Here is a 16,214-nt window from a genome sequence, read left to right on the forward strand (position 1 = left end):
GGAGCGGGCATGTCGGTTTATACCTCGGTCTCGACCGCAGAGCTGGCACAGTGGCTGCAGCGCTATGCGCTGGGCGAGCTGGTCGAGCTGAAAGGCATTGTGGCCGGTGTCACCAACACCAACTACTTTGTCACCACCACCCATGGCCGCTATGTGCTGACGCTGTTCGAGGTGCTGCAGCTGGATGAGCTGCCCTACTTCCTGGAGCTGAAGAGCCACCTGGCACGACACGGCGTCGCCTGTCCGGCGCCGATTGCCGACCACAACGACCAGTTTGCCTCGCTGCTGGCCGGCAAGCCGGCGTGCCTGGTCAGCTGCCTCGACGGCCATGACATCGAGCAGCCGAACGCGGCGCAGTGCCACGCCATCGGCGAGATGCTGGCTCAGATGCACAAGGCCAGCAGCACCTTCCCGCGCCGCATGCACAACCCGCGCGGCCCGGAATGGTGGAGCCGCACCGCCACCTCGCTGTATCCGCAGCTGCCGGCCGCGGATGCTGCCAGCCTGCGCAGCGAAGTCGCGTTCCAGGACAGTCACCGCTTTGATTTCCTGCCGCAGGGGGTGATCCACGCCGACCTGTTCAAGGACAACGTGCTGATGGATGGCGACAAGATCGCCGGCTTCATCGACTTCTACTACGCCTGCAACGACGTGCTGCTGTACGACCTCGCCATCGCGCTCAACGACTGGGCGCGCGATGCGCAGGGCGAGATCGACACCGAACTGGCACGCGCCGTCATCGCCGGCTACCAGAGCATCCGGCCGCTGACCGCGGACGAGCACAAGGCGTGGCCGGTGATGCTGCGCGCCGCGGCACTGCGTTTCTGGGTATCGCGCCTGCTCGACTTCTACCGTCCGGCCAGCGGCGAGATGACCTACACCAAGGACCCCGGCGTGTTCCAGCGCCTGCTGGAAGCGCACCGCGTGCGCCAGGACTTCTGGCTGTAACGCGCGCCGCGCCAGCCCGGTGCCGGCAGCCGTCCCTGCCCGCGCCGGCCATCTGCCACCGCACAGCCCGCCCACCGCGGGCTGTTTTGCCTGCTGGCGGAATTGCGGTATAACCGGCCAGTCACCCCACAAGGATCTGCCATGAACCAACGTCTGTTGCTGATCGAGGACGATCAGCGCCTGGCCGACCTCGTCAGCAGCTACCTGCGCAAGAACGGCTACGACATCCAGCACCATGCCCACGGCGACGGCGCTGCCGAACGCATCATCGAGATCATGCCCGACCTGGTGATCCTCGACGTGATGCTGCCGGGCAAGGATGGCTTTGAAGTCTGCCGCGCGGTACGCCACCGCTACCCGGGGCGCATCCTGATGATGACCGCCCGCGACGAGGAGATCGACGAAATCCTCGGCCTGGAGCTGGGTGCCGACGACTATCTGGCCAAGCCGGTGGAGCCGCGCCGCCTGCTGGCGCGCATCCGCGCCCTGCTGCGCCGCAGCGACAGCGGCGGCGACGACAACGGCGACCAGGACAAGCTCGGCTTCGGCCGTTTCAGCATCTGCCAGAGCACGCGCGAGGCGGTGCTCAACGCGCAGTCGCTGGAGCTGACCACCGCCGAATTCGACCTGCTGTGGCTGCTGGCCAGCCACGCCGGCGAAATCCTGTCGCGCGACGACATCATGAACCAGCTGCGCGGCATCGGCTTCGACGGCCTCGACCGTTCCATCGACGCCCGCATCTCGCGCCTGCGCAAGAAGCTGGACGACAACCCGGAAACACCGACCCGCATCAAGACCGTACGCGGCAAGGGCTACCTGTTCTCGCGGAGCGACTGGGAGTGAGAGCGCCGCTGAGCATGGCGCGCATGTTCGCGCGCTACTTCGCGCAGACCATGCTGCTGCAGTTCGTGCTGCTGCTCGGCTTTGTGCTGCTGCTGATCGTGCTGTCCGCCAACAGCGAGCGCGAACGGCTGCAAAAGCAGATGGACGGCACCGTGCGCCTGATCCAGCGCGAGCTGCTGCGCCAGCCACCGGCGCGGCGCGACGCCAGCCTGCGCGAGCTGCAGCCGCTGTTCGCCTATCCGCTGGCGCTGGTCAGGCTGCCGCCGGCCAGCCTCGGCGAAGAGGCGCGCGCGCGGCTGGCCAGTGGCCAGAGCTGGCTCGACAGCAGCCAGCAGAACCTGTACGCACCGCTGCCCGGCACCAGCCAGCTGCTGGTGATCGGCCCGCTGGACAGCCAGGGCAGCGGCGGCGGTTGGCTGCACAGCGAGCTGGGCCTGTTCGTGCTGTGGTTCGCCTTCTTCGGCGTACCGCTGGCACTGCTGATCTACCTCAACCTGCGCCCGCACTGGCACGACCTGGCCGCGCTGCGCGACACCTCGCTGCGGCTGGCGGAGGGCGATCTCGGCGCACGGGCGCCGGCGGCGCGCAGCCCGCTGTTCTCGCCGCTGCAGCGCCAGCTCAACAGCATGGCGGAAAAGCTGGAAACGCAGATGGAGACGCGACAGGCGCTGGCGCACGCCATCGCCCACGAGCTGCGCACGCCGGTGGCACGGCTGCGCTTCGGGCTGACCATGATGGACGAGGCGGAATCCGACGACGAACGCCGCGGCTACCGTGACGGCATGGAGCGCGACATGCAGGAGCTGGACGAGCTGATCAACGTCAGCCTCAGCTACTCCAAGCTCGATCGCGGCGAAGTGCCGCTGGAGTACGACACCATCGACCTGGAAGAGTGGTTCGAGGACCTGATCGAGCTGGTGCAGCCGTTGCGGCCAACCTTGCTGCAGCTGACGCTGGACTGCGCGCGCGGCGAGGCCACCTTCGACCGCCGCCTGGTGTACGTCGCCACCCGCAACCTGCTGCTGAACGCCTTCAAGTACGCGCGGCAGCAGGTGTGCATGACGGTGGCGGTCGAACAAGGCCAGCTGATCATCACCGTCGACGACGACGGGCCAGGCATTCCGGAAAAGGAGCGCGAGCGCATCTTCGATCCGTTCCAGCGCCTCGACCGCTCGCGTGACCGCGCCACCGGCGGCTACGGCCTCGGCCTGTCCTTCGTGCGCCTGATCGCCCACCACCACGGCGGCAAGGCGTGGATTGCCCAGTCGCCGCAAGGCGGCGCCCGCTTCGGGCTGACGCTGCCGCTGCACCCGGCCGGCGGCGCGCCGTCACAAAGCGTCACATAAACGCACAGCAGCCACACAGTCGGCGTACGCAAGCGCCATAGTGTTGCGCGACGGCGGCACGCAGAATGGACTCATCAACCTCACTCACCGTGAAACGGAGTCCATCATGAAGAAACTGCTTGTCGCTACCCTGTTTGCCGCTACCGCCAGCACCGCCTTCGCCGCAGAAACCGGCAACTACGTGTTCGGTAATGTCGGCATCTCCGCCAACCAGTGGACACTGAAAGACGGCGCCGCCAACCGCGCCGGCGTCAGCGACCGCAAGGTCAACGACGATGATGCCACCTCCGGCATGGTCGAGATCGGTGTCGGCCAGCGTATCAATGACAACTTCGCGGTCGAGGGCAGCTACCTGCGCCACGGCGACGCCACCGGCCTGAACGGTGCCGGCAGCCTGGACTACGACACTTTTCGTGTCGCTGCACTTGGCATCATCCCGGTAACCCAGCAGTTTGAAGTCTACGGCAAGGTGTCCGCCAACCACATCCGCAGCAAGTTCAACAGCAGCTCGGCCGCGCTGGCCAGCAGCAAGGACAGCAGCTTCGGCATGGGGCTGGGCGTGGGCGCCGCCTACCACCTCGACAAGAACCTGTCCGCCCGTGTCGAATATGAAGGCATCGGCAACATCGGCCACAAAGACATCACCGATACCGCGCCGGTCGGCGCGCTGAAAGTCGGCCTGGGTTACCGCTTCTGATTTCCTGCTGTTCTGTATAGTCCTCGTGTGCATTTGCCCGCCTTCATGGCGGGTTTTTTTATGCCGCCGCCAGCATCGCTAGCGGCGACAACAGAGCCCAGCCTGGCAGCCAGCCGCACCAGTCAAGCCGTGCCGGCGCCGCGGCCAACCCTGGCACACACGGGGAATCACTACACGACCACCGACCCCGCGCGCTCACGACGGGGCCGGTCGTAAACGTAACCCTGGCTCAGTGCTTGTGCGGGTAGATGTCGTAGCTGAAGTAGCGGCGCTCGATGCTGCGGTAGGTGCCGTCGGCCAGGATCGCCTTCAGCGCGGCGTTGACCTTGGCCAGCAACTCCTTGTTGCCCTTCTGGATGGCGATGCCGGAGCCCATGTAGTACTTCGGATCGTTGAACACCGGGCCGACGAAGGCGAAGCCCTTGCCGAACGGCGTCTTCAGGAAGTCTGCCTCGCCGATGGTGGCATCGACGTAGACGTAATCCAGGCGGCCGCCCTTCAGGTCAAGGAAGGCATCGGTGATCTTGCCGTAGCCCTTGATCTGCGCGCCGTTGCGGCCCCACTTCTCCGACGATTCCTTCATCTGGATCGCGCCGCGCAACACGCCGATGCGCTTGCCCTTGAACCAGTCGCCGCTCACCGGCGTGCCTTCCTTGGCGATCAGCCGCCCCGGAATGTTGAAGTACATGTCGCTGAAGCTGACCACCTTGGCGCGATCCGGCGAGATGTTCATCGAGGCAATCGCCAGCTCGTACTTCTTGGCCTGCAGGCCGGGGATGATGCCGTCAAAGTCGTGCGCGCTCAGCTCGCACTCCGCCTTCATCTTGTCGCACAGTGCGCGGGCGATGTCGGCATCGAAGCCGACAATGCTGCCATCCGGGTTCTGCTTGGAAAACGGCGGGTAGCTGACATCGGTGGCGATGCGCAGCGGCTGCGCCTGGAGATGAAAGGCGGCAAACAGACAGCTCAGGGCAAGTATTTTTTTCATGATCGGCGAACGCTCATCAGTAAGGGGCAAGCAGGGTTGGCCGCCAGAAAACACGGCACGGCGCTTGTTATGGTCAGTCCAGCTTAAGAACTGCCGCCGCGGCCGGCAAATGAAATATCCGGCCGTTTCATGAATTAAATTCATGCCTCAACCGGCTGCCACGCGCCGGCAGCGGCCACAAAAAGGCAACCCGCCGGTTGCCGTGTGCGATGGGACAAGCGTGCGCCGGCCTCGGCAAGCCAGCGCGGCACCTGCGGCAGCGGCGCGAGGTCGGCAGGATGCCACTCGTGGCGCGCCGCCCACGGATACCGCGCGATGGCGACCTGCTTGCCATACCCCAGCTGTGGAGATCGATCATTGCCAGCCCCGTCAGGCGGTTTTGCTACAATCAGCGCTTGTTGATGAATTCAGGATATTGCGATGAGCCACCCCCACGCCAATCAAGTGAAGGCTTTCCTGCTTGAGCTGCAAGACCGCATCTGCGCCGGGCTGGAAGGCGCCGACGGTGGCGCCCGCTTCGTCGCTGACAGCTGGCAGCGCGGCGACACCGGTCTCGGCGGTGGCGGCATCAGCCGGGTACTCACCGGCGGCGCGGTGTTCGAGCAGGCCGGCGTCAACTTCTCGCACGTCACCGGCCCGGCGCTGCCGGCCTCCGCCACCGCGCACCGCCCGGAGCTGGCCGGCCGCCGCTTCGAGGCGATGGGCGTGTCGCTGGTCATCCACCCGGAAAACCCCTACGTGCCGACCAGCCACGCCAATGTGCGCTTCTTCATCGCCGAGAAAGACGGCGAGGCGCCGGTGTGGTGGTTTGGTGGCGGCTTCGACCTTACCCCCTACTACGGCAATGTCGAGGACGTGGTGCACTGGCACACCGTGGCCCGCGACTTGTGCGCACCGTTCGGCGAGGACAGCTACCCGAAATACAAGAAATGGTGCGACGAGTACTTCTATCTTAAACACCGCGACGAGGCGCGCGGCGTCGGCGGCCTGTTCTTCGACGACCTCAACCAGCCGGATTTCGCCACCAGCTTCGCCTTCATGCAGGCGGTCGGCAACGGCTTCCTTGATGCCTACCTGCCGATCGTGGCGCGGCGCAAGGACACACCGTGGGGCGAGCGCGAGCGCCAGTTCCAGCTCTACCGCCGTGGCCGTTACGTCGAATTCAACCTGGTGTGGGACCGTGGCACGCTGTTCGGGCTGCAGACCGGCGGCCGCACCGAATCGATCCTGATGTCGATGCCGCCGCTGGTGCGCTGGGAGTACGGCTACCAGCCGGAAGCCGGCAGCCCGGAAGCGGCGCTGTACACTGACTTCCTGCCGGTACGGGAGTGGGTATGAGCCTGTTGCGGCCAACCTTGTCCCGCATGGCGGCGCTGCTGGCCTTACTGTTGGCAACAGGCAGTTACGCCGCTGAGACACTGCCAGCGGAACTGCGCCCTTTTGTCCAGAAAGGTTACAGCGTACTCAGTCTTGATGAGATAGACCTCAACCGGGATGGTCGCAAAGAGACCGTTCTGGTAATCGAAACCGACGACACGACAAACGACGAAGGTCCACGCAGCCTGCTCCTGTTCAGCCGTACCCCGGCAGGTAAACTGACACTTGCCAGCCGCAACGACAAGGCCATCCTGTGTCGCGGATGCGGCGGCATTTTCGGTGACCCGTATGAGGGGATGGATTTCCAACCAGATGGCTTCACCCTCCTGCACTACGGCGGCAGCAACTGGCGCTGGCGTGAAGACTTCCGCTTTGCCTGGTCGCGCCGCGACCGGACCTGGCAGTTGGTAGCAGTGGACAGTCTGAGTTTCCACACCAGTAATCCCAACAAGCAAACCCGCAAACAAGCCCGCCCACCGCGCGATTTCGGCCTGATCAACCTGGCCGACTTCGACTACGAAAACTGGGAAGGCCGCGGCAAACGCTAGGCCAGCAAAGGAACAACCCATGCAATGCGAACTGTGCCACCAGGACGGTGGCGATATCCTGTACCGCGACGACAAACTGCGCGTGATCCTGGTCGCCGATGCCGACTACCCGGCGTTCTGCCGCGTGATCTGGCACGCCCACGTCAAGGAAATGACCGATCTGGACAGCGCCGACCGCGCGCACGTGCTGGACTGGGTGCTGCGTACCGAGCAGGCGCTGCGCGAGGTGCTGAAACCGGACAAGATCAACCTCGCCAGCTTCGGCAACATGGTGCCGCACCTGCACTGGCACGTGATCCCGCGCTTTGCCGACGACAAGCACTTTCCCAATCCGCTGTGGGGTGCGGCGATGCGCGACGGCGTGGCGCACGGCTCGCCAACGTTGGCCGCACAGCTGCGCCATGCGCTGCAGGCCGGCTGAATACCGCGCCGGCATTGCCGCCATGGCAGGCGGGTGGTAAGGTGAACCGCGTTTAAGATTTCAAACAGGAACCACTTCCCAGCCGGTCTTGCCCGCCGCCCAGACCGGCTCTGAAGCGGCTCCGTCAGCCACTGACCGAGGAGCGTTGATGTTTACTACCCTGATTTCCGCCAGCGAACTGCAACAGCTGGGCAACCGCCACACCGTGCTGCTCGACTGCCGTTTCCGCCTCAATGACCCCGATTTCGGTCGTGCCGCCTACGACGAAGGCCACCTGCCCGGCGCGCACTACCTGCACCTGGACTACCACCTGTCCGGCCCCAAGAACGGCAGCAACGGCCGCCACCCGCTGCCGGACGGCCAGCGCCTGGCGGTCAGCCTCGGCGCGCTGGGCATCGGCCCGGACACCCAGGTGGTGGCCTACGACGACGCCGGCGGCATGTACGCTGCCCGTGCCTGGTGGCTGCTGCGCTGGCTGGGCCACGAGGCAGTGGCAGTGCTCGATGGCGGCATTCAGGCGTGGCAGCAGGCAGGCGGCGAGCTGGACACCGGCACGCCGGAACGCGACGCCACCCGCTTCAGCATGGGCACGCCGCAGGAAAGCGCGGTGCTGCTTGACGAGATTGCGGCCAACCTGTGCACGCCGCAGTACCAGCTGGTCGACGCCCGTGCGCCGGACCGTTTTGCCGGCGAGAACGAGACGCTGGACCCGGTCGGTGGCCACATCCCCGGCGCCAAGAACCGCTTCTTCATGGACAACCTCGGCAGCGACGGCCTGTTCAAGCCGGCCGCGCAGCTGCGCAGCGAATGGCTGGCGCTGCTGGACGGCACCCCGGTCGGACAGGTGATCCTGTCCTGCGGCAGCGGCGTCACCGCCTGCCACAACAAGCTGGCGCTGGAATACGCCGGTCTCTCCGGTGCGCGGCTGTACGCCGGCTCGTGGAGCGAGTGGTGCAGCGACCCGACGCGCCCGGTCGCCACCGGCGCCTGAGCAGCGGTTCAATGTCTGCGGCGACGTGATCGCAAATGGGGCGATACGGCGTTGAAAACACCTTCGGCATGCTGGTTTATCTCCAGCTCAACGCCGCTTCCCCAGCCGTTTTCGCCTTGTCTCGCTCTTGCTCGCGAGACCTTGGACAGATTCTGAGAATGGCAACAAAAACCCCCGCCTCGGCGGGGGTTTTCATTGCAAGGTTGGCCGCAAGGCGCGGCCAACCTCAGTCGAGGATCAGCTGCTGGATCAGACGCTGGCCGGCCTTCCAGTCGCCAAGGCCGCTGTTGCTGCCCATGTGGCCGCTGTTGCCGGCGCTGAGCAACGGTACCTGCCAGCACGCCGCCAGCGCTTCCGCCTCCGTCCAGTCGCAGAACAGGTCGTCGCGGCTGGCCACCAGCCGTGCCGGCACCGGCAGGCGCAGTTCGCGCGGCGCGGCAAAGCCGGCAAAATCCGGCAGCGGCGCCCCCGCTGGCAGCTCGCCACTGGCGGCAGCGCGCTGCGGCGTGATCGGCAGCGCCGGTGGCGCCACCAGCAGCACCCCCTTCACCTTTTTCTGCTCCAGCAGACTGGCCTGGCCCAGCCACTCCACCGTGGCGTGACAGCCGAGACTGTGCGCGGCGATCACCACCTTGCCGTCGCAGTCCGCCACCGTCGCGGCCAACCTTTGCACCCAGGCGTCGCGCGTCGGGTACAGCCAGTCGTCCTGCTCCACCCGCCGCGCCAGCGGGTACAGCACCTCCCAGTAGCTCTGCCAGTGGCTGGCGCCGGAGTTGCCCCAGCCGGGGACGGTAATCAGAAACACGTCGTCATCGTCCAGCATCACTCACTCCTGTCGTAGTCCACCGTCAACGGTGCGTGGTCGGAGAACTTCTCGTCTTTATAAACGCTGGCCGTGCGCGCCTGCGCCATCAGCGACGGCGTCACGATGTGGTAATCGATGCGCCAGCCGACATCCTTGGCGTAGGCCTGGCCGCGGTTACTCCACCAACTATAGCCCGGCGCCTCCGGATACAGGCGGCGCCACACGTCGCACCAGCCGTCGCCGAGCAGCTGCGTCATCCACGCGCGCTCCTCCGGCAGGAAGCCGGAGTTCTTGACATTGCCCTTCCAGTTCTTGAGGTCGATCTCCTGGTGGGCGATGTTCCAGTCGCCGCAGATCACCACGTCGCGGCCCTGCGCGCGCAGCTGGTCGAGGTGCGGCTTGAACACCTCGAGGAAGCGGAATTTCACGTCCTGGCGCTCGTCGCTGCTGGAGCCGGACGGCAGGTACAGCGAGATCACCGACAGATTGCCGCTATCGACCTGCAGATAGCGGCCTTCGGCGTCGATCCAGTCCACGCCGAGGCCGATGGTGACCGCGTCCGGCTGCTGGCGGGTGTAGATGCCGACGCCGCTGTAGCCCTTCTTGTCGGCGTAATGAAAGTAGCCGGTCATGCCGTCCGGATTCTGCATCCGCGGCGACAGGTCGCCGGCCTGCGCCTTCAGCTCCTGCACGCAGACAAAATCGGCGTGATGCCCAGCCAGCCAGTCAAAAAAACCCTTCTTGTCGGCAGAACGGATGCCGTTAAGGTTGGCGGAAACGATTCGAAGCATGGGGTCTCCCGTGGTATCCTTGCCGGCAATTTTTCAGCCACGTCAAAGTGTTAATCATAAAGAGGTAAATGGGAATGAGCGATTTTCGTCAGGATTTTATTCGTTTTGCGCTGAGCAAGCAGGTATTGCGTTTTGGCGCATTCGTCACCAAAGCCGGACGCACCTCGCCGTACTTCTTCAACGCCGGCCTGTTCAATGATGGCGACAGCGTACTGCAGCTGTCGCGTTTTTATGCAAAATCCATCAGCAGCAGCGCCGTAGAGTTTGACATGATTTTCGGGCCGGCCTACAAGGGCATCATCCTCGCCGCCGCCGCCTCGATGGCGCTGGCAGAACAGGGCCGCAACGTGCCGTTCGCCTACAACCGCAAGGAAGCCAAGGACCACGGCGAAGGCGGCAGCCTGGTCGGCGCGCCGCTCAAGGGCCGCGTACTGATCATCGACGACGTGATCTCCGCCGGCACCTCGGTGCGCGAATCGGTGCAGCTGATCCGTGCCGCCGGTGCCGAGCCGGCCGGTGTCGCCATCGCGCTGGACCGCATGGAACGCGGCACTGGCGAGCTGTCGGCGGTGCAGGAGGTGGCCCGCGACTTCAACCTGCCGGTGGTGGCCATCGCCAACCTGCACGACCTGCTCGGCTTCCTCGAAGACAGCCCGGAGCTGGCCGACAACCTGGAAGCGGTGCGTGCCTACCGCGCCCAGTACGGCGTCAGCGCCTGACATGGCCCGCCGCGCCGTCCTGCTCTGCTGTCTCGTCACCGTGCCGGCCACGGCCGGCGGGCTATACAAGTGGCAGGACCAGCACGGCGCGGTGCACTACAGCGACCAGCGGCCGACGCAGGAACAGGCCGACGGCGTCAGCCGCCTGAACCCGCAGGGCGTGCTGCTGGAAGCGGGCGAATCGGCGGCACAGCAGGCGGCCCGCCTCGCCGCCGCCGCCCAACACAAGCAGCAGCAGGCACTACGCCGCGAGCAGCAGCGCCAGGACCGGCTACTGCGCGAGCGCTACGACAGCGTGCGCGACATCGAGCGGCAACGTGACGCCGAGCTGCAGCGACTGCAGCCGGGCCTGCTGCAATTGCAACGCCAGCAACAGCACGAGCGCCAGCATCTGGCCAGCCTGCAGGCCGAGGCGAACAGACTGCAGCAGGCCGGCAAGCCGCTGCAGGGGCTGCCCAGCCAGATCGCGGTGCAGCAGCGCCTGCTCGATGGCACCAGCGCCCAGCTGCAATTGCGCAGCAACGAGATCGAGACGCTACGCCTGAAGGCGGAACAGGACAGCCAGCGCCTGCGCCAGCTGCTCGGCGCCAGCGCGCCCTAAACCGGCCCGCCGCGGCCAAGCACACCGCACCGCGTAGTCGAACCCTGGCGCATCGACACAGGCCGGACCGGGCGCACGACAAGGCGGCGCAATGCCGGATCAGCGGTGTCGTGCGCGGCGCTTACTGCTGCGCGGCTTCCTTCTGCTGCCAGGCGTCCTTCAATACCTGCTGCGCCTGCTGCAGGCCGCTCTCCGCCGCCAGCAACTGGCTGTCGGCGTGCTGCAACTGCAGATTGGCCTGCGCCAGCTGCTGCTGCGCCTGCTCCAGCCGCTGTGCGGCCAACCTTTGCTCCGCCTCCGCCTGCTGTTTCTGCCGCCGCGCGCCATCGAGGCGGCTGTCGGCACTCTGGTACGCCATCTGCGCCGCCAGCAGTTGCTGATCCACCGTCTGCGCCTGCAGCGTTGCCGCCGCCAGCAGCAGCGCCAGTGCCATGGTCTTGCCTTTCATGTTTCGGACTCCTTGAATCGGTTTGCGGTGTGGCTTAATCGTCCGCCGGCAGCGCGCCGCGCGGTACGTCCAGCGCCTGGATGCGCCCGCGCAGATAGCACAGCATCAGCAGTCCCGGCAGCGCCATCACCGTCGAGAACAGGAAGAACACCGGCCAGCCGACGCTTTCGGCCAGCACCCCGGACATCGGCCCGACCCAGACGCGGCCGATGGCGGAAAACGCCGACAGCAGCGCGAACTGGGTGGCGGTGAATTTCTGGTTGCACAGCGCCATCAGGAAGGCGACGAAGGCGGCGGTGCCCATGCCGGCAGTCAGGTTCTCGATGCTGACCGCGAACAGCAGCAGGTTGTCGACCGCGGTGGCCTCGTGCAGCGCCACCAGTCCCCAGTCGAACGGCGGCAGCGAGAAGCCGCCCCAGGCGCCCTTGCCCGACACCGCCACCAGCCAGAAGCCGAGGTTGGACAAGAGCTGCAGCACGCCGAACAGCAGCAGCGAGCGGAACAGCCCCAGCTTCATCATCAGTGCACCGCCGGCCAGCGCGCCGACGATGGTCAGCCAAATGCCGATCACCTTGTTGACCACGCCGATCTCGGCCTGGGCAAAACCGACGCCCTTCAGCAGAAAGGTGGTGGTCAGCGCGCCGGCAAAAGCGTCGCCCAGCTTGTAGAGGATGATCAGCGCCAGGAAGGCGCCGGCCGCCTCCATGCTGAAATAGTTGCCCAGCGAGCGGTTCAGCGTTTCGAAGCGCGCGCGCCGCGCCGCCCACCACGCCAGCGGAATGGTCACCGCCATGCCGATCAGCAGCGTCAGCAGGTCGACCCATTTTTTCTGCTCCGGATTGACCGGCGGCACAAGGTTGGCCGCAGCCGGGGCCGCGCTGCCGAACAGCGGCGACAGCACGGCGTCGGCCAGCGGCGCGCCGACGCGGGTGGTGAACTGGTAGCCGATCACCACCGCCAGCAGCACCGCGACAAAGCCTTTCAGGTCGTTGCGCGCGTTGCTGTGCGGCGCGACATTGCCGGCCGGCACCGGCGGCACCAGCAGCAGCGACACCAGCGCCGCCGCCAGCATCAGCCCCGCCATCAGCAGGTAGATGCCGTTCCAGTTCAGACCGCTGCCGCTGACCGGATCGGCCCACACCATGGCGATGCCGCCGGACAGGATCATCGCCAGCCGGTAACCGAACACCCCCAGCGAGGAGCCGAGGCCGCGTTCCTGCGGCGCCAGCACGTCGGTGCGGTAGGCGTCGATCACCACGTCCTGCGACGCCGACAAAAAGGACAGCAGCACCGCCAGCAGCGCAAACGCCTGGATGCCGTGTGCCGGCGAGGTGCGGGACATCAGCGCCAGCGTGGCGGCGATGCCCAGCTGCGACAGCACCAGCCAGCCGCGGCGGCGCCCCAGCAGCGGCGGCTCGAAGCGGTCCATCAGCGGCGCCCACAGGAACTTGAAGGTGTACGGTAGCCCGACCAGGCTGAGAAAGCCGATGGTGGCGATGTCGAGGCCGTCCACCGTCAGCCACGCCTGCATCGCGGTGCCGGACAGCGCCAGCGGCAGGCCGCTGGCAAAACCCAGCACCCCGATCATGACCATGCGCCACGCGCCGCTCTTGCGAAAATCAGCCATCTACTCGTTCCTGTCCCTGCAAAATAAAAAGAGCGCGGATCACGCGCCCTGAAGCCGCCGGGGCCGGGCCCCGGCCAGCACTGCGTCAGCCGCGGCCGACCCGGTAAAACGCCAGGCTGCCGCGCAGATTGGGCAGGAAGCTCACCCGCCGGCCGTGCGCCATCACCACCCGCTCCAACACGCGGATGTGGTTCTTGGCGCACAGGTTCTCGAAGTCGCCCAGCATGCACCAGTGGATGTTGGGGGTGTTGTACCACTGGTAGGGCATGTCGTCGGACACCGGCATGTGGCCCTGCATGATCTGCCAGCGGTTCTGCCAGTAGCCGAAGTTGGGGAAGGTGACGATGGCCTCGCGGCCAACCCTGAGCATCTCCAGCAGGATCTCTTCGGTGTGCTGCATCGCCTGGATGGTCTGCGACAGCACCACGTGCTCGAAACGCTGGTCCTCGAATTCGGCGAGGCCGGCCTCGAGGTCGCCCTGGATGGCGTTGACGCCGGCCTTGACGCAGCTGACCACGTTATTGACGTCGAAATCGACGCCGTAGCCGTTGACCTGCTTGTGCTGCTGCAGCCAGGCCAGCAGTTCGCCCTCGCCGCAACCGAGGTCCAGCACGCGGCTGGCCGGGGCCACCCAGTCGGCGATCAGCTGCAGATCGGGGCGCAATGTTGTCAGTGTCGTCATGCGTTCACCTCCTCGGCCACGCGGTCCAGATAGGCCTGCATCAGGTCGACATAGGGTTGGTCGGTCATCAGGAAGGCGTCGTGGCCGTGCACCGATTCGATCTCGCCGTAGCAGACGCGCTTGCCGGCGGCGATCAGCGCCTTCACCGTCTCGCGCGAGCGTTCCGGCGAGAAGCGCCAGTCGCTGGTGAAGCTGGCCACCAGGAAGCTGGCCGTCGCCTTTTTCAGCGCCGCCACCAGGTCGCCGCCGTAGTCCTTGGCCGGGTCGAAATAGTCCAGCGCCTTGGTCATCAGCAGATAGGTGTTGGCGTCGAAGTAGTCGGAGAACTTGTCGCCCTGGTAGCGCAGGTAGCTCTCGATCTCGAACTCGACGTCATAGCCGAACTGGTATTCGCCGGAGCGCAGCATGCGGCCGAATTTCTCGCCCATGCCGTCATCGGACAGGTAGGTGATGTGGCCCAGCATCCGCGCCAGGCGCAGGCCGCGGCGCGGGATGGTGCCGTGGGCGTAGAAATCGCCGCCGAGGAAATCGGGATCGGTAATGATCGCCTGCCGCGCCACGTCGTTGAAGGCGATGTTCTGCGCCGACAGCTTGGGCGCCGAGGCGATCACCAGCGCGTGGGCGATGCGCTCCGGGTAGTCGATGCTCCACTGCAGCGCCTGCATGCCGCCGAGGCTGCCGCCGATCACCGCCGCCCAGCGGTCGATGCCGAGGCGGTCGGCGAGGCGCGCCTGCGCGGTGACCCAGTCCGGCACCGTCACCACCGGAAAGCGCGAGCCCCAGGGTTGGCCGCAATCCGGATCGATGCTGGACGGGCCGCTGCTGCCGTGACAGCCGCCGAGGTTGTTGACCCCGACCACGAAAAACCGGTTGGTATCGATCGGCTTGCCGGGGCCGACCATGTTGTCCCACCAGCCGGCGGCCTTGTCGTCCGGGCTGTAGCGGCCGGCAACGTGGTGATGGCCGGACAGCGCGTGGCAGATCAGAATGCCATTGCTGCGCGTGGCATTCAGCGTGCCGTAGGTTTCAAAAGTCAGGCGATACGACGCCAGCACATGGCCGCTGTTGAGCGGCAGCGGCGTGGCAAAATCCGCATGCTGTGGCGTCACGATGCCGACGGATGACGAAAGATTGGACATAACTGCCTCTTGTAATCGGCGGCGGGGGCAGGAATGGCGGCCTTTTCGGCTCTGCCCGTCCCCGTTCAAGGCTGCTCCTGAGCAAGGACAGAGCTTAGCTTGCCGACGCACGCTTGCACAGGCCTGCCAACGCCGCCAATAATCATTCCCTGCAAATTTTCGCGGTTTTTCGCCATGATCGGTCGCCTGTTCCGGCTTGCCCTGCTGTTTGTCACCGCTTTCCTGCTGATCCGCTGGCTGTTCAGCCGCGAACAGCGCCAGACCGTCCGCGAGTTCATCCGCACCCTCGCCATCGCGCTGCTGGGCAGCTCGCTGCTGTTCCTGCTGCTGAGTCTGGCCGGCGTGCGGCTGTAGTCGACAGCCTTGATCCCGCTCACTCCGCCGCGGCGGCCAAGGCGCTAGACTGCCGGCTTTTCTGCCGACGAGCCCTGGCTGCGCATGGACCTGACCCGCCACCTTCATACCTTCGGCCACTACCTGAAGACCCGTTTCGGGGAAAAGGTGCACAAGCTGTCGCTGGCCGGCGACTTCACCTGTCCCAACCGCGACGGCACGCTGGACCGCGGCGGCTGCACCTTCTGCAACGTGAAAAGCTTCGGCCGCGAGGGCGCCGCGCTGTCCATCGCCGAGCAGATCGCCCGCGAGAAGCACAAGACCGACCGTGCCCGCCGTTATCTGGCCTACTTCCAGGCCTATACCAGCACCTACGCCGAGGTGGCCACGCTCAAGGCGCTGTACGACGAGGCGGCGAGCCAGCGCGATGTCGTCGGCCTGTGCGTCGGCACCCGCCCCGACTGCGTGCCGGATGCCGCGCTCGACCTGCTTGCCGGCTACCAGCAGCGCGGCTATGAAGTCTGGCTGGAGCTGGGCCTGCAGACCGCGCACGACGCCACCCAGGCGCTGATCCGGCGCGGCCACGGCCTCGCCGACTACCGCGACGCGGTGCAGCGCGCACACCAGCGCGGGCTGAAGGTCTGCACCCACCTGATCGCCGGCCTGCCCGGCGAAGACGACCGCCACGTGCGGCAGACGCTGGCCACGGTGCTGGACATCGGCGTGGAAGGCCTCAAGCTGCACCCGCTGATGATCGTGCGCGGCAGCCGCATGGCGGCGCAGTACCGTCGCGGCGAGATCACCCCGCTGACGCAGGCGCACTACGCCGCGCTGGCGGCCGAGCTGATCCGCCACACCCCGCCCGAGGTGGTCTACCACCGCGTGTCCGCCACCGCGCAGGCGCCGACGC

At 66.2% G+C, this 16,214-nt stretch carries 19 protein-coding genes; 12 read left to right on the top strand and 7 right to left on the bottom strand.

Translation table 11 applies throughout. The features are described 5' to 3' along the window. Positions 1-9: 9 nt before the first annotated feature. The 4 genes from thrB (at position 10) to ACG97_RS13645 (ending at position 3,834) form a co-directional block, all read left to right on the top strand. Positions 10-948, top strand: coding sequence for a homoserine kinase (gene thrB / locus ACG97_RS13630; protein ID WP_047967921.1), 939 nt, complete (start codon positions 10-12; stop codon positions 946-948). Between the two features lie 141 nt (positions 949-1,089). Beyond that, on the top strand, positions 1,090-1,791 hold the full coding sequence (locus ACG97_RS13635) for a winged helix-turn-helix domain-containing protein (RefSeq protein WP_047967922.1): 702 nt from the start codon (positions 1,090-1,092) through the stop codon (positions 1,789-1,791). Then, positions 1,788-3,137 carry an ATP-binding protein gene (locus tag ACG97_RS13640; RefSeq protein ID WP_047967923.1) on the top strand — a complete coding sequence of 450 codons (1,350 nt, stop codon included), beginning with the start codon at positions 1,788-1,790 and terminating at the stop codon, positions 3,135-3,137. Before ACG97_RS13635 ends, ACG97_RS13640 begins: the two co-directional genes overlap by 4 nt. Positions 3,138-3,243: 106 nt before the next feature. Then, on the top strand, positions 3,244-3,834 hold the full coding sequence (locus tag ACG97_RS13645; RefSeq protein ID WP_156168049.1) for a porin family protein: 591 nt from the start codon (positions 3,244-3,246) through the stop codon (positions 3,832-3,834). A 229-nt stretch (positions 3,835-4,063) separates the two neighbouring features. On the opposite strand, the gene ACG97_RS13650 is transcribed toward ACG97_RS13645, so the two are convergent. Continuing rightward, positions 4,064-4,822, bottom strand: coding sequence for a transporter substrate-binding domain-containing protein (locus ACG97_RS13650; protein WP_047967925.1), 759 nt, complete (start codon positions 4,820-4,822; stop codon positions 4,064-4,066). A gap of 420 nt (positions 4,823-5,242) precedes the next feature. On the opposite strand from ACG97_RS13650, the gene hemF reads away from it, so the two are divergent. The 4 genes from hemF (at position 5,243) to ACG97_RS13670 (ending at position 8,159) form a co-directional block, all read left to right on the top strand. Further along, positions 5,243-6,160, top strand: a complete 918-nt coding sequence (gene hemF, locus ACG97_RS13655) for an oxygen-dependent coproporphyrinogen oxidase (RefSeq protein WP_047967926.1) — start codon at positions 5,243-5,245, stop codon at positions 6,158-6,160. Then, positions 6,157-6,747 carry a hypothetical protein gene (locus tag ACG97_RS17705; RefSeq protein WP_047967927.1) on the top strand — a complete coding sequence of 197 codons (591 nt, stop codon included), beginning with the start codon at positions 6,157-6,159 and terminating at the stop codon, positions 6,745-6,747. The genes hemF and ACG97_RS17705 overlap by 4 nt, the downstream gene beginning before the upstream one ends. 19 nt (positions 6,748-6,766) lie before the next feature. Next, on the top strand, positions 6,767-7,168 hold the full coding sequence (locus tag ACG97_RS13665; protein ID WP_047967928.1) for an HIT family protein: 402 nt from the start codon (positions 6,767-6,769) through the stop codon (positions 7,166-7,168). 148 nt (positions 7,169-7,316) lie between these two features. Beyond that, on the top strand, positions 7,317-8,159 hold the full coding sequence (locus ACG97_RS13670) for a sulfurtransferase (RefSeq protein ID WP_047967929.1): 843 nt from the start codon (positions 7,317-7,319) through the stop codon (positions 8,157-8,159). A gap of 226 nt (positions 8,160-8,385) precedes the next feature. Here ACG97_RS13670 and ACG97_RS13675 read toward each other — a convergent pair whose 3' ends face one another. Both ACG97_RS13675 and ACG97_RS13680 read right to left on the bottom strand, forming a co-directional pair. Then, a complete protein-coding gene (locus tag ACG97_RS13675; RefSeq protein WP_047967930.1) occupies positions 8,386-8,982 on the bottom strand; it encodes an alpha/beta hydrolase in 597 nt (198 codons plus the stop codon). Then, complete coding sequence (locus tag ACG97_RS13680; RefSeq protein WP_047967931.1) at positions 8,982-9,755, bottom strand: exodeoxyribonuclease III; 774 nt, start codon at positions 9,753-9,755, stop codon at positions 8,982-8,984. Before ACG97_RS13680 ends, ACG97_RS13675 begins: the two co-directional genes overlap by 1 nt. A gap of 74 nt (positions 9,756-9,829) precedes the next feature. Here ACG97_RS13680 and pyrE point away from each other — a divergent pair, with 74 nt between their 5' ends. Together pyrE and ACG97_RS13690 are read left to right on the top strand one after the other, a co-directional pair. Further along, the gene (gene pyrE / locus ACG97_RS13685; protein ID WP_047967941.1) at positions 9,830-10,474 is read left to right on the top strand and encodes an orotate phosphoribosyltransferase; all 645 of its coding nucleotides are present in this window, start codon (positions 9,830-9,832) and stop codon (positions 10,472-10,474) included. Position 10,475: 1 nt separating this feature from the next. Further along, complete coding sequence (locus tag ACG97_RS13690) at positions 10,476-11,075, top strand: DUF4124 domain-containing protein (protein ID WP_047967932.1); 600 nt, start codon at positions 10,476-10,478, stop codon at positions 11,073-11,075. Between the two features lie 121 nt (positions 11,076-11,196). Here ACG97_RS13690 and ACG97_RS13695 read toward each other — a convergent pair whose 3' ends face one another. The 4 genes from ACG97_RS13695 to ACG97_RS13710 all read right to left on the bottom strand — a co-directional run bounded on the left by ACG97_RS13695 (position 11,197) and on the right by ACG97_RS13710 (position 14,971). After that, a complete protein-coding gene (locus ACG97_RS13695) occupies positions 11,197-11,523 on the bottom strand; it encodes a hypothetical protein (protein WP_047967933.1) in 327 nt (108 codons plus the stop codon). Positions 11,524-11,557: 34 nt separating this feature from the next. Next, positions 11,558-13,150 (bottom strand): muropeptide MFS transporter, encoded by a 1,593-nt coding sequence (locus tag ACG97_RS13700; protein WP_047967934.1) that lies wholly within the window; start codon positions 13,148-13,150, stop codon positions 11,558-11,560. Positions 13,151-13,235: 85 nt separating this feature from the next. Then, positions 13,236-13,832, bottom strand: coding sequence for a methionine biosynthesis protein MetW (gene metW, locus ACG97_RS13705; protein ID WP_047967935.1), 597 nt, complete (start codon positions 13,830-13,832; stop codon positions 13,236-13,238). Further along, a complete protein-coding gene (locus ACG97_RS13710) occupies positions 13,829-14,971 on the bottom strand; it encodes a homoserine O-acetyltransferase (protein WP_047967936.1) in 1,143 nt (380 codons plus the stop codon). The genes metW and ACG97_RS13710 overlap by 4 nt, the downstream gene beginning before the upstream one ends. 174 nt (positions 14,972-15,145) lie before the next feature. On the opposite strand from ACG97_RS13710, the gene ACG97_RS13715 reads away from it, so the two are divergent. Continuing rightward, positions 15,146-15,325 carry a hypothetical protein gene (locus ACG97_RS13715; protein WP_047967937.1) on the top strand — a complete coding sequence of 60 codons (180 nt, stop codon included), beginning with the start codon at positions 15,146-15,148 and terminating at the stop codon, positions 15,323-15,325. 84 nt (positions 15,326-15,409) lie between these two features. Continuing rightward, positions 15,410-16,214 (top strand): TIGR01212 family radical SAM protein (locus tag ACG97_RS13720; RefSeq protein WP_047967938.1); only part of this gene is annotated, 805 nt, incomplete at its 3' end.

Origin of the sequence: Vogesella sp. EB (assembly GCF_001037925.1) — a bacterium.
GTDB classification, from domain to species: Bacteria; Pseudomonadota; Gammaproteobacteria; order Burkholderiales; family Chromobacteriaceae; genus Vogesella; species Vogesella indigofera.

Bases quoted from the DNA above. Each gene is read 5' to 3' on its own strand.
- hemF (WP_047967926.1), top strand. From the start codon at position 5,243: ATGAGCCACCCCCACGCCAATCAAGTGAAGGCTTTCCTGCTTGAGCTG.
- thrB (WP_047967921.1), top strand. From the start codon at position 10: ATGTCGGTTTATACCTCGGTCTCGACCGCAGAGCTGGCACAGTGGCTG.
- pyrE (WP_047967941.1), top strand. From the start codon at position 9,830: ATGAGCGATTTTCGTCAGGATTTTATTCGTTTTGCGCTGAGCAAGCAG.
- ACG97_RS13680 (WP_047967931.1), bottom strand. From the start codon at position 9,755: ATGCTTCGAATCGTTTCCGCCAACCTTAACGGCATCCGTTCTGCCGAC.
- metW (WP_047967935.1), bottom strand. From the start codon at position 13,832: ATGACGACACTGACAACATTGCGCCCCGATCTGCAGCTGATCGCCGAC.
- ACG97_RS13690 (WP_047967932.1), top strand. From the start codon at position 10,476: ATGGCCCGCCGCGCCGTCCTGCTCTGCTGTCTCGTCACCGTGCCGGCC.
- ACG97_RS13675 (WP_047967930.1), bottom strand. From the start codon at position 8,982: ATGCTGGACGATGACGACGTGTTTCTGATTACCGTCCCCGGCTGGGGC.
- ACG97_RS13635 (WP_047967922.1), top strand. From the start codon at position 1,090: ATGAACCAACGTCTGTTGCTGATCGAGGACGATCAGCGCCTGGCCGAC.
- ACG97_RS13665 (WP_047967928.1), top strand. From the start codon at position 6,767: ATGCAATGCGAACTGTGCCACCAGGACGGTGGCGATATCCTGTACCGC.
- ACG97_RS13645 (WP_156168049.1), top strand. From the start codon at position 3,244: ATGAAGAAACTGCTTGTCGCTACCCTGTTTGCCGCTACCGCCAGCACC.
- ACG97_RS13695 (WP_047967933.1), bottom strand. From the start codon at position 11,523: ATGAAAGGCAAGACCATGGCACTGGCGCTGCTGCTGGCGGCGGCAACG.
- ACG97_RS17705 (WP_047967927.1), top strand. From the start codon at position 6,157: ATGAGCCTGTTGCGGCCAACCTTGTCCCGCATGGCGGCGCTGCTGGCC.
- ACG97_RS13650 (WP_047967925.1), bottom strand. From the start codon at position 4,822: ATGAAAAAAATACTTGCCCTGAGCTGTCTGTTTGCCGCCTTTCATCTC.
- ACG97_RS13710 (WP_047967936.1), bottom strand. From the start codon at position 14,971: ATGTCCAATCTTTCGTCATCCGTCGGCATCGTGACGCCACAGCATGCG.
- ACG97_RS13700 (WP_047967934.1), bottom strand. From the start codon at position 13,150: ATGGCTGATTTTCGCAAGAGCGGCGCGTGGCGCATGGTCATGATCGGG.
- ACG97_RS13670 (WP_047967929.1), top strand. From the start codon at position 7,317: ATGTTTACTACCCTGATTTCCGCCAGCGAACTGCAACAGCTGGGCAAC.
- ACG97_RS13715 (WP_047967937.1), top strand. From the start codon at position 15,146: ATGATCGGTCGCCTGTTCCGGCTTGCCCTGCTGTTTGTCACCGCTTTC.